Here is an 11,912-nt window from a genome sequence, read left to right on the forward strand (position 1 = left end):
TTAAGGCTTCACATACTCGTTGAACAGCTCCTCCAATGCTTCGGGAGAAACCGGTTTGTGCAACGTCGCGTCCATGCCAGCCTCACGGCACGCTGTCATTTCACTGGCGCTTTGGTGGCTGGTTATGGCGATAATGGGCGTATTTTCAAATTCAGGCTGACCACGCAGGGTTTTGCAAACCTCAGCACCCGACATATCAGGCATTTCGTAATCAAGGAAAATGAGGTTGGGCATTGTTTTGGCTTGAGTCAGTGCTTCTTCACCAGTGGTTGCGGTAAGAATCTCGACATTGTATTGGCCGAGCATCGCTTTTAGGACTTCCAGACTAATAAAGTCATCGTCAGCAATTAAAACTTTCGTCATGCCTACTACCTTTTTTATTGAATTAACTATACCCTAGCACCTGGTATCGAGTTTTCCTAGTGTTTTGGAGTTAACACGATGATTCAGAAAGAGAATTCTGTAAAGGTTTGGGACAGCTTTGTACGCCTTTTTCATCTGATGATCATTTTATTGGTGATTGGGTTATGGTGGACCGCTGATAACGGTCGTATGGACTTGCATAAAGACTTTGGTGTCGCCATTTTGTCGCTGTTAGTAATGCGAGTTGCGTGGGGTATCTTTGGTAGTAATAACGCCCGTTTTAACGCCTTTGTGCGTTCTCCTTTACGCATTCCCTCTCATTTGAAAACGCTTTTTAATGGTCAATACCAGCCGGAAACCACTCATAGTACAGCCGGTGGCTGGGCCGTGCTGCTAATGTTAGCTTTGCTTATTGCTCAGGCTGTGACCGGACTTTTCTCTAGTGATGGCATTTTATTTTCAGGACCGTTAGCGAGCTGGGTGTCGTCTGACACACAAGAATTGCTGACTGACTGGCATAAAACCCAGTTTGACGCGATATTAGTTGTTATCGCATTGCATATTTTAGCGGTTGCTATGTATCGTCTGAAGGGCATTAAATTAGTTGGTGCGATGGTTCACGGCTATAAAAATACCACACAACCGGCGCCGCAATTAAAGCCAGGATGGCAAGGTTTACTGCTGGCGATAGCTGTGTGGTTGCTCTTTATGTTATTGCTTTAATTCAGTCTTTATATTCGTCGTGACAGCCTTTACAGGTTTGTGCTGCGTTCATAAATACAGGCTTGATGTTATCCATTGAGCCTGTTTTAGCTGCAGCGGCGAGCTCTGATGCATATTGCTGTAAGTCATTCGAGCGTTGCTGGAAATCTTCCCAATTATCCCAGATAGCAGTTAGCGCATCGGTATTGTCGCCTGGCATAGCGCCTTCGACCGCAAAGCCGCTCCATGGAATACCGGCTAAACTTTCGAAATCATTTGCGCGGTTCGCAAACACCTGTGCGTCGTAGTTCACTTCGCCTTTCACCATTTCAGCCATAGCCGCGAAGTTTTGCTGCATAATAGACAAGGCTTTTTGGCGGTACTCAACAGCCTTTTCGCCGTCGTTAAATGCGTGCTCGTTAGCGATACTGCTGGCAGATAAACTAAGAGCAACGCTCGCAAAAAGTACGGACAGTGATTTTTTCATTGGATATTCTCCTTATTATCGTGCACTTACCGTTAATAATACACGATTTATCGGTTCGTGCTTGTTTCTAACATAATTAAGGCTTTAACTGGTAGACGAAATAATAAAAGAAAATCTCATTAGAGTGGGGAACAAACTCATGAAGACAATGCACAAGCTTAGTGCGGCAGCGTTAGCGGTGACATCCGTGTTAGCGTTGCCAACGAGTGCTGATCAAACGTCTCGGACGAATGGTATGCGGGACAACACGCCGAGCCTAACGGCTATTCAAAATGCAACCGTTGTGACAGAGCCCGGTGAGGTTGTCAGTAATGCAACGCTCATTATTGAAAACGGCAAAGTAAAAAGTGTAGAAAGCGGTAACCGAGCACCGGCTGGCGCACGGGTTATTGATGGTACGGGCTATACAATCTACCCGGGCTTTATTGACCCATACAGCAGTTACGGTATTGACGTAACTTACGCAAAGACGGATAGCGATACGCCTATTTATAACAATGAACGTGAAGGTGGTAATGCCGCAAACGACGCTATTCGTGCAGAGAAAGATTGGTACGCAGCGTTCAAAACCAACTCTGATGATGCCAAGAAGTGGGTGTCTGAAGGATTTACCAGCGTGCAAACTGCCAAGCTCGATGGCATTTTTCAAGGTCAGGCAGCGACCGTTTCGCTCGCCGATAAAATTGCTAACGATGTTATCTACCGAAGTGAGTCAAAGCATTTTGGCTCGTTTGACAAAGGCAGCTCTCAGCAACAGTACCCGTCCTCATTAATGGGCAGTATTGCGTTGGTGAGACAGACCCTGTCTGACGCAAACTGGTATGAAAATGCCTACGGCAAGCAATCGCATAATCAACCGGTTGAGTTTAATGCGGCGCTGGATTCACTGAAAAATATTGAGTCTGAAGGGATTGTCTTCAAAGTCTCAGATGAGAAAACCTTGCTGCGAGCTGACGATGTATTTGATCAGTTTAACGTGCCAAGTGTTTATGTTGGCTCGGGGTATGAATACGCTCGTCTCAATTCGGTTAAGAATACTGAAAGTGATTTGATTTTACCGTTGAACTTCCCGGCAGCGCCAAATGTCAGTGGCGTCGATGCACATCTTGATGTCGACTTGGCGAAATTACGCCACTGGGAACGCGCGCCTTCAAATCCGGCGATGCTGGCAAACGCAGGTGTCAACTTTGCGTTAACCTTAAGCGAACTGGAAAAGTCAGAAGACTTTTGGCCGAACCTACGTAAAGCGGTTGAGCATGGCCTGAGTAAAGAAAAAGCGCTGGCGGCTTTAACTACTACTGCAGCTAAAATTGCTGGTGTTGATGACAAAGTGGGCAAATTAGCCAGTGGTTACATGGCCGACTTTGTGATGGTGAAAGGTGATATTTTTGAAGACGGCGAAATACAATCGGTCTGGTTACAAGGTGAAGAAAACGAGTTGGTTTCTCGTGAGCTGGTCGACTTTGCCGGTAACTATACCATTGACTGGAATGGTCAGAATGTCTCGCTGACATTGAAGCCCGGTGCGGCTTTAAGCGGCGAGCTCACGGTCGGTGAGAACACTCAGTCTATTCGTAATATTGAGCGTACTGAAGATACGGTGTCATTTGTTGCTGATATGAACATTAAGCCGACAGGTACGTGGCGCTTCCAGTTGACACCAGCGTCTCAGCAAAATTTCACTATGGAAGCGGTTTCTCCGCAAGGGGAGTCCAGTTCACTAGTTGCGCAGGTCGCCTCACAAGAAACCCTGGCGGAGGACACCCAAAGTAGCAGCAGTAATAAAGTTGAATACGTCAGCCAGTTGACCTTCCCGAATGTTGCTTATGGTTTAGATGGTTTGCCTGAGCGACAAGATGTACTAATTCGTAATGCAACGGTTTGGACAGCCAGTGATGATGGCATTCTGGAAGAAACCGATGTGCTTGTTCGTAACGGTGAATTTGCCGAAGTTGGTAAAAACCTGAGCGCACCGTCAGGTGTAAAAGTCATTGATGCCGCGGGTATGCACTTAACGCCGGGCATTATCGACGAGCATTCACACATTGCGATTGACGGTGGTGTGAATGAAGGCTCTGAAGCGATTACGTCAGAAGTACGCATTGGCGACGTGGTCAACCCTGACGACATTCATATTTATCGCTCACTAGCTGGCGGCACCACCATGGCTCAGTTACTGCACGGATCGGCTAACCCGGTTGGCGGTCAGGCGCAGGTCATTAAACTGCGTTGGGGAACGGATGCTAACATTATGAAGTTTGATGCAGCGCCTGAGTCTATCAAGTTCGCGCTGGGTGAAAACGTTAAGCAAAGCAACTGGGGTGACAACATGACGGTTCGTTACCCACAAACGCGTTTAGGCGTTGAAACTATTGTTCGTGATGGCTTCCAGGCGGCGTTAGAGTACCAGCAACGTAAACAAGCCTATGATCGCATGAGTCGCTCAGAAAAGAAGAAGACAGCGCCACCACGTCCTGACTATCGTCTGGAGACGCTGATCGAAATTCTAAACAGTAAGCGCTTTGTTCATGCCCACTCTTACGTCGCTTCTGAAATTCTCATGTTGATGGAAGTAGCGGAAGACTACGGGTTTACTTTGGATACGTTCACTCACATTCTGGAAGGTTACAAAGTGGCCGACGAAATGGCTGAGCATGGTGCCAGCGGATCGACATTCGCTGACTGGTGGGCATATAAATTTGAGGTATATGACGCGATTCCTCAAAACGCCTGCTTAATGCATGACAGAGGTGTGCTCACCAGCATTAACTCGGATAGTAATGACTTGCAGCGCCGTTTGAATACCGAAGCGGCTAAGTCAGTTCGCTATTGTGACATGGATCCGCACGAAGCCTTTAAAATGGTGACGATTAATCCAGCAAAACAATTGAAAGTTGATGACTACGTCGGTTCTATTGAAGAAGGCAAACACGCTGACTTTGTACTGTGGAGTCATTATCCGTTAAGTGCCTATGCCCGTGCTGAACAAACCTGGATAAATGGACGTAAATTCTTTGACCGCGAACAAGACAAAAAACGTCAAGAAGCGGTAAAACAAGAGAAAAACGCACTGATTCAGAAAGTTCTTGCAGCCGGTGATGAAGCGCTTAAAGGCGCCACTAATGGCTATAAAGAGGCACAGCCAACTTGGCACTGTGATACAGAACACGACTTCTGGCTGGATCACTTCACCACGCAAGCGCATCAGCATGGAGGACAACACTAATGAAGACTTTATTATCCACATTGAGTGCTGCGCTGATTGCTGCAGTGACCGTATCGACAGCCGTTGCTCATGACGAAGTCCCCGGCGAGCCGCAACAACAACCCATAGTTCTGCAAGGCGGTACCTTGCATACTGTGAGCAATGGCGTGTTAACCGATTCAGACTTGGTTTTTGAAGACGGTAAAATTACCGCTATTGGTCAGGACCTTGACGTTCCCAATAATGCTCGAGTCATCGATGTATCCGGTAAGCATGTTTATCCGGGCGTGATTGCGATGGATACCACGTTAGGCTTGAATGAAATTGAAGCAGTACGAGCAACGCGTGACGCTCGTGAAGTTGGCGAAGTGCATCCGGAAGTTGCTGGGCATATTGCCTTTAATGCGGATTCGGAAATTATCCCAACCGTACGCTATAACGGCATTACACATGCGCAAGTGGTACCGGAAGGTTCACTGGTTATGGGGCAGTCGTCATTGCTGCACCTGGACGGTTGGAACTACCAGGACGCATTGGTCTCCGGCGAAATAGGTGTGCATGTGAATTGGCCAAGAACGTATGTGATTAACACGTGGTGGGAGCGCCGCTCTCCGGAAGAGCAGCGCAAAGCCAATGAGGAGGCTCGTAAAGAGTTGATGAACGTGTTTGCTGATGCCAAAGCTTATTTTGATGCGAAGAAAGCAGACAGAGACATCGACATGGATCAGCGCTGGGAAGCTATGATGGGCTTATTCGATGGCAGCAAAACACTGTATGTGCATGCCAACGACAAACGTCAATTGGAGCAAGCTATCGATGTGAGTCGTGAATACGGCTTTGAGCTTGTTCTGATGGGGGCGAGAGATGCCTGGCGTATTGCTGACAAACTGGCCGAGCTTGAAGTTCCAGTCGTTTTCGGTTCACCTTTCGGGTTACCGGGGCGTGACGACGAAGGCTATGATCAAGACTTCTCTACCCCTGCTAAATTAGCAGACGCTGGTGTTAACTTTGCTATTTCGTATCCGGGTTACTGGGATGTTCGTAACTTGCCTTTTGCGGCTGGACACTCGGTTGCTTTTGGGTTAGATCAGCAAAAAGCACTGGAAGCTATCACACTTCAGCCGGCTAAGTTTATGGGCGTAGCTGATAAGCTCGGTTCGTTAGAGGTAGGCAAAAGTGCGTCGCTGATTGTGTCAGAGGGTGACTTACTGGATCCCATAGGCCAAAGCTTAACACACATGTTTATTGACGGGCGCAATGTCAGTTTAGAAAGCCGTCATACTGAACTCTACAATAAGTATCAGGAAAAGCCGGCGAATTAATTTCAGCTAGTTTTAGGTACGAAAAAGCCCCTGACGCAATACAACGCGTCAGGGGCTTTCTTTTATCGGTTACTGTTGGTCAAGCAGACGTGAAATTAAGCCTTTTATAGTTGCAGGCTCAAATGGTTTGTCGGTCAGAGCATCGACACCGCTTTGCTTTATATTTGCCAGCTGTGGTTCATTCGCCCGCGCTGTTACCATCAGTACCGGTGTGTGCGCATGCGATGAGCTGTTGCGAATGTACTGAGTCAGTTCTCTGCCATTCATTTCAGGCATGTTGAAGTCAGTAACAATTAAGTCGAACTGATGCTCTTCCAGAATATCAATAGCTTGCTGACCATTTTCAGCCTCAACAAATATCTCAACACCAAGGTTTTCAAAAACACGGCGCAACACATGGCGTGAAGTGAGGCTGTCATCGACAATAAGAACTCGTAAGTCTTCTATGTCATAGAGCTCAAGAGTCAGTGGCTCAGGCTCCATTAAGTCCATAGTAGCCGTAATAGCGCGCTGCAATTGCTCTGGGGTAAAAGGTTTCGGTAAAATAGCAATAATGCCGGACTGTTTAAATTGCTCGAGCTGGTCGGCGCGGTGCTCAGACGATACCAACATAAAGTGCAGGGTATCGTGAAGGTCATTGCGGTTGATGAACTGAATGAGTTCATGTGCCGTACCATCTTCAAAGTACATGGCGCTAGTCACAATATCAGGTTGCCAACGCAGGATTTCTTCTTTAGCTTCCGCTATAGTAGAAGCACCTCTGGTATGCTGAATACCAGCTTGATTAAGGTGTTGGGTAATGACTTTACGCTGCACATCGGAAGGCTCGATGAGCAAAATTCGGAGTTCGTCGAAGGCTATCGCCATAATCGGTCAAAATGAGTTTATGATGTAGCAAAGATTAGGGTATTCAAGCAATAAACTCAATCATAAAATTGTGTTAGGCTCATGAAAAAAGAGGGGTACCTATGAGCGTCAGTCGCGAGTTTTCAAATGATGGCAAGCAACTTATTATTGCCATCCAGGGTAAATTTGATTTTAGTTTGGTGCAGGAGTTTCGGCAGGCTTATAGCCACATTGGCGATTCTCAGCCGACCGTAATTATTGACTTGAGAGAAACCGAATACTTGGACAGTTCGGCGTTAGGTATGCTACTCAATATGCGAAAGTCTCTGGGTAATAGTGTCAAAGGCATTCAGTTGATAAATGCAAAGCCCGATGTTCGTCGTATTCTGGATATATCCCGTTTTGAAAAGATGTTTACTATCGCCTAATGCACGTACTCGTCGTTGATGATCAAGCCGCCAATAGGGTAATGCTAAAAGGTCTTATTGAGCGTTTTGGACACAATGTAAGCTGTGCACCAAGCGGTATGCGGGCGCTGGAACTCTTTAGTAGCACGGGGGCTGACATTGTCTTGCTTGATGTGATGATGCCGGTTATGGACGGTCTGGCAACGGCTAAACGACTAAAGCAACTCAGTGGTGATATTCACCTTCCAATATTGTTTATTACAGCACTGGATGACCAAAAGACACTGCTAGAATGTCTTGATGCTGGCGGCGACGATTTTATCAGCACACCTCCGGAACCTATCGTTCTGCAAGCAAAGCTCGACGCACATGCGCGTGTTCGTGAGCTCAGCTTTAAATTAAAAGAGAAAAACGAAGTACTGGCTTACCATTCTAACCGTATGGAGCGCGAGCAAAACGTGGTCAGCCACATGTTGAGTAATGCGCTTTTAGAAAATGAATTAACCTTTGATTTCCTGCACACTTATTTGTCTCCCGCGACTGAATTTAATGGCGATTTGGTTTTGTCGAAAGGTGGGCCTCTGGGAAACTACTACATTTTTGTCGGGGACTTTACTGGTCACGGACTGGCTCCTGCGACAGGAGCGTTACCCGTTGCACAAACGTTTTTTGATTTAGCGGAGAGAGGCTTGTCGGTGGCTACCATGGTAAAAGAGTTTAATCGTCGGTTGGTAAAGTTGTTGCCTGATGACATGTTCTGCGCTGCATTTGTTGCCGAATTGTCAGCCGGCGGTGACCGACTCAGTTATTGGAACGGCGGTATTCCGGACGCACTTTTTATTGATAACAATGGACGAGTCACTTACCGCTTGCCGTCAGAGCACCTGGCGTTAGGTATTTTGCCGCCAGAAGAATTTAATAGCTCGTTGAGTCACTGTTTTATCGAGCCCGGGCAACGGTTGGTTGCGTATACTGACGGCGTTATTGAGATGACGAACACCCAGGGGCAGCGCCTTAACGAGAGTGGTTTTGAAAAAAAGCTAAAACAGTTTGGCAGTAAAAAACAGTTTGACCAGTTGGTGAACTCGCTCGAAAGCTTTCAGAAGGGCACTGAGCAAAGTGACGATATTTCATTGATTGTTGTCAGTTGTGAACCGACCCAACTGCCCGTTAAAAAAGACGACCATTCTATCACTCACCTTCCTTTTGAGTTGAAAGTACGACTCAGCGAAAAAAATATTGTAGGGGAAGATCCTGTGACCCGGCTTGTCGATTCATTATCGCACCTGGAAGGGATAAAAGCCCATAAAACAACGCTGTACTTATTATTAGCGGAAGCGTTTAATAATATTTTGGAGCACAATCTTTTACGGTTGAATTCCGATGTAAAGGAAGAAAATGAAGGGTTTGAACGCTATTATGCAGAACGAGAGCGACGTCTTGGTAGCCTTAAAGACATTGAAGTATCGATTGATGTTAACTACCAACCCGTTGATAGCCTGATTTGTTTTGGCATTCGGTCTAACGGAGAAAACGGGTATCCGGCTGATGAGTTTTCTCCGGTATTGGATGAAGAAAAAATGCACGGTCGAGGTATGCAGCTGATTAAAAACTTTTCCCGCTATTATGAATGGAAAGACAAAGGTCAATGCTTATACATTGAGTACGACCTTAACCTCCCGATCGCTTAACTTTGTAACCTTCCGCTTTTAGATAAGCTTCAATACTGTCGCGCTGGTCACCCTGCAGTTCAATGTCATAGTCTTTTACTGAACCACCAACACCACATTGCTGTTTTAGCTTCTTCGCAAACTTTTTCAATTCATCTTTTGGTAGCGCAAGGCCGGTCACAATAGTAACCCCTTTACCTTTGCGGCCTTTGGTTTCCCTTTTTAGTCTTACTACACCGTCGCCTTCTGGTATCTGCTCAGGCTCCTCGTCAGGTTCAATACGGCCTGAGTCTGTCGAATATACCATTTGGCTGAGTTGATCTTTCCAGTCAGACATAGACTACCACTTCTTTTTCGGTTGAAAGAGTTCTTCCAAATCGTCTTCTTTTTTGTGTTTGGCTTTGTCTCTTGCGTGTGCGTCTTTCAGTTCCTGCGCAATTTGCTCTAACGCGTTTTTGATCGACTCCTGACGAGATGTCGTGTAGTCGTCAGAAAAGCTTTGCTCTTCAATGGTGCGCAGCGCTTTCTCATAATACTGACGTGCTGAACCTAGCATATGGCTTTCATAAGCGTGACGACCACGACGAATGAGTGTTTCAATACTGATTTTTAATTGTAACTTGCTTAAACGCTGATCCTCGACACTAAAGACGTTACTGTCAACCCGACCACGAGCGTGCTCACTTCTTAGCGTTGCTTTTAAACGTTTCAGCGCATTAATCATCGCAATAATTTGTTTATTGTTTTGCGGAATCTCAAACTCTTCACTGATCAGCGATGTGTCTTTAGGATCAATGCCTTCCATTCTTTCTTTGTAATCTTCAAGGCGTGATTTAAAGTCTTTGGTTGGCGATACAGCGTACATGTTTTGCAATACTTCGTATGCGCGCATATTCAGCACAGCCAGCATCGACTTACCAATAGGAAAGAAACTGGACATATGAATAAGATCTTCAATTTGTTCCAGAGCGTTTCTGTAACGGGCAAGTTTTTTGCGTCGCTCAAGTTCCTGACGCTGCTTATGTTGTTGCACTGAACCGACGACAATCGCCAGTATTATCAGAAGAATAATCAGTGCTATAACAATGGTGTAAATCATATAACGCTCATTAGGTTGTTATTATTTTTTAAGGTAATGTCAGAGAAAAAACACCACCACCTAAGTGTCCATTATTTTTCAGTTCGATAAAACCTTTTTTATCGTTTCTTTGGTGGGCTTGTGCGAGTAGGTGAGCAAAATAGAGCCCTAAACCTGTACGGCCTTTATTCATATCCAGCTTCTGCATGGGTACTTGCGCTTGTTTTAGCATGTGATTTGGAAAACCCTCGCCATTATCATGCACTGAAATCTGACATCCCTTATCTTCGTCGACTGTCACCGTAATAAAGAGTTTATCGGCGGTATAGCGCATAGCATTAATAATAACGTCGTTCAGTAAGTGGCTAATGAGGTCTTTATCAAAATAGCCAACGGCCGAATCGTCAATGTCAGTAGTAACATCGATACCGCGCTGCTCCAAATACATTTCATTATTAAGTAATAGCTCTTCAAATACGTCATCCCAGTGATGCTCTTCAATATTGAGAGGGAGGGAGCCGTGCTGTTCGCGGTATAATGTCAGCAGTTGTATAAGCCCTGAGTTAATGCGTTGCGCTTCGTAATGGACTTTTGCCATGTTTTCTGTTGCACTGCCTTCTGGTACTTGCTCTGAAACCTGTTCAATCAATTGAATCAGCAAGCATAGCGAATTCTTCATGTCGTGGGCGGAAGAGGCGAGTACTGCAGAAAAGTCGAATGTAGGCTGTGTCATCGTTGAAGTTCCGGTTTCAGCTGCTAATACCTGCCAGCTTTTCTATTTGTCATAGTTATTAAGATTATTATACTATTTTTTTATATCACAATTCGCAAACCGAGTGGCATGTCCTGCTATGAAATTACAGCAATTAAAATATATTGTTGAAGTGATGAATCATAACTTAAATGTTTCGGCCACGGCTGAAAGCTTATTTACGTCGCAACCTGGCATTAGTAAACAAATAAGAATGCTGGAGGACGAGTTAGGGGTTCAAATTTTTGGGCGTACAGGAAAGCACCTGACGCATATCACGCCCGCCGGGCAGGATATTATTCGAGTTGCGAAACAAGTGCTCGATAATGTGCAGTCGATAAAGACCGTTGCAACCGAACATACTCAGCCTGATCAGGGGAAGTTAACGATTGCCACAACTCATACTCAGGCACGTTATGCGTTACCTCAGGTTATTAAACAGTTTATCGGTCAGTATCCACGTGTTTCTTTGCATATGCACCAGGGGTCACCTCAGCAAATTAGCGAAGCGGCGGCAAAAGGGCGCACCGATTTTGCGATAGCGACAGAGGCACTGCATCTATATCAGGATTTGATTATGCTGCCTTGTTACCATTGGAACCGGTCAATTGTCGTGCCTAAGTCACACCCATTGGCGAAAATGCAGAGCATTAGCATTGAAGACGTGGCTAAATATCCAATTGTGACCTACGTTCATGGCTTTACCGGTCGTTCAGAGCTGGACAAGGCCTTTGCTCAAGCAGGTAAAGAACCGCAAATTGTGTTTACCGCAACCGATGCTGACGTCATAAAAACTTACGTCCGAATGGAACTAGGCATTGGTGTGTTGGCATCTATGGCCTATAACTCAGAAGAAGATCCTGATTTAGTCGCGATTCCGGCTAGCCACTTGTTTGAAGCCAGCACGACGAAAATTGGTTTCCGTCGCGGAACGTTTTTAAGAACTTATATGTATGACTTTATTGAAAGCTTTGCGCCACATTTGACTCGGGAAAAAGTTCAACAAGCGGCTCAGCTTAAAACTCAGGAAGAGATTGACGCCTTATTTGAGGGGTGTGAATTGCCGGTGCGCTAAGCACCG

The 11,912-nt window shown here is 45.8% G+C and carries 12 protein-coding genes; 6 read left to right on the top strand and 6 right to left on the bottom strand.

The genetic code is table 11. From position 1 onward, the window contains the following. Entirely contained in the window at window positions 1-363 is a 363-nt protein-coding gene (locus CWC33_RS09955) for a response regulator (protein WP_100691789.1), read from the bottom strand. A 78-nt stretch (window positions 364-441) separates the two neighbouring features. Here CWC33_RS09955 and CWC33_RS09960 point away from each other — a divergent pair, with 78 nt between their 5' ends. After that, window positions 442-1,086 (top strand): cytochrome b/b6 domain-containing protein, encoded by a 645-nt coding sequence (locus CWC33_RS09960; protein ID WP_100691790.1) that lies wholly within the window; start codon window positions 442-444, stop codon window positions 1,084-1,086. A 1-nt stretch (window position 1,087) separates the two neighbouring features. On the opposite strand, the gene CWC33_RS09965 is transcribed toward CWC33_RS09960, so the two are convergent. Continuing rightward, entirely contained in the window at window positions 1,088-1,552 is a 465-nt protein-coding gene (locus CWC33_RS09965) for a c-type cytochrome (protein WP_100691791.1), read from the bottom strand. 139 nt (window positions 1,553-1,691) lie between these two features. Here CWC33_RS09965 and CWC33_RS09970 point away from each other — a divergent pair, with 139 nt between their 5' ends. Beyond that, a complete protein-coding gene (locus CWC33_RS09970) occupies window positions 1,692-4,778 on the top strand; it encodes an amidohydrolase family protein (protein ID WP_100691792.1) in 3,087 nt (1,028 codons plus the stop codon). Further along, on the top strand, window positions 4,778-6,079 hold the full coding sequence (locus CWC33_RS09975; RefSeq protein WP_100691793.1) for an amidohydrolase family protein: 1,302 nt from the start codon (window positions 4,778-4,780) through the stop codon (window positions 6,077-6,079). The genes CWC33_RS09970 and CWC33_RS09975 overlap by 1 nt, the downstream gene beginning before the upstream one ends. A 69-nt stretch (window positions 6,080-6,148) precedes the next feature. On the opposite strand, the gene CWC33_RS09980 is transcribed toward CWC33_RS09975, so the two are convergent. After that, complete coding sequence (locus tag CWC33_RS09980; RefSeq protein ID WP_088767842.1) at window positions 6,149-6,946, bottom strand: response regulator; 798 nt, start codon at window positions 6,944-6,946, stop codon at window positions 6,149-6,151. A 101-nt stretch (window positions 6,947-7,047) separates the two neighbouring features. On the opposite strand from CWC33_RS09980, the gene CWC33_RS09985 reads away from it, so the two are divergent. Together CWC33_RS09985 and CWC33_RS09990 are read left to right on the top strand one after the other, a co-directional pair. After that, complete coding sequence (locus CWC33_RS09985; RefSeq protein WP_100691794.1) at window positions 7,048-7,353, top strand: STAS domain-containing protein; 306 nt, start codon at window positions 7,048-7,050, stop codon at window positions 7,351-7,353. Then, window positions 7,353-9,023, top strand: a complete 1,671-nt coding sequence (locus CWC33_RS09990; protein ID WP_100691795.1) for a PP2C family protein-serine/threonine phosphatase — start codon at window positions 7,353-7,355, stop codon at window positions 9,021-9,023. The genes CWC33_RS09985 and CWC33_RS09990 overlap by 1 nt, the downstream gene beginning before the upstream one ends. On the opposite strand, the gene yciH is transcribed toward CWC33_RS09990, so the two are convergent. The 3 genes from yciH to CWC33_RS10005 are packed head-to-tail and all read right to left on the bottom strand — an operon-like array spanning window position 9,004 to window position 10,813. After that, complete coding sequence (yciH, locus tag CWC33_RS09995; RefSeq protein WP_100691796.1) at window positions 9,004-9,339, bottom strand: stress response translation initiation inhibitor YciH; 336 nt, start codon at window positions 9,337-9,339, stop codon at window positions 9,004-9,006. The two genes, CWC33_RS09990 and yciH, sit on opposite strands and share 20 nt — an antisense overlap. A 3-nt stretch (window positions 9,340-9,342) precedes the next feature. Then, window positions 9,343-10,101: a hypothetical protein gene (locus tag CWC33_RS10000; protein ID WP_088767846.1), complete on the bottom strand. Its 759-nt coding sequence runs from the start codon at window positions 10,099-10,101 to the stop codon at window positions 9,343-9,345. Between the two features lie 28 nt (window positions 10,102-10,129). Next, complete coding sequence (locus CWC33_RS10005; RefSeq protein WP_100691797.1) at window positions 10,130-10,813, bottom strand: sensor histidine kinase; 684 nt, start codon at window positions 10,811-10,813, stop codon at window positions 10,130-10,132. Between the two features lie 118 nt (window positions 10,814-10,931). Between CWC33_RS10005 and cysB the strand changes: the two genes are divergently transcribed. Beyond that, entirely contained in the window at window positions 10,932-11,906 is a 975-nt protein-coding gene (gene cysB, locus CWC33_RS10010; protein WP_100691798.1) for an HTH-type transcriptional regulator CysB, read from the top strand. Window positions 11,907-11,912 lie beyond the last annotated feature (6 nt).

Origin of the sequence: Idiomarina sp. X4 (assembly GCF_002808045.1) — a bacterium.
Lineage (GTDB): Bacteria > Pseudomonadota > Gammaproteobacteria > Enterobacterales > Alteromonadaceae > Idiomarina.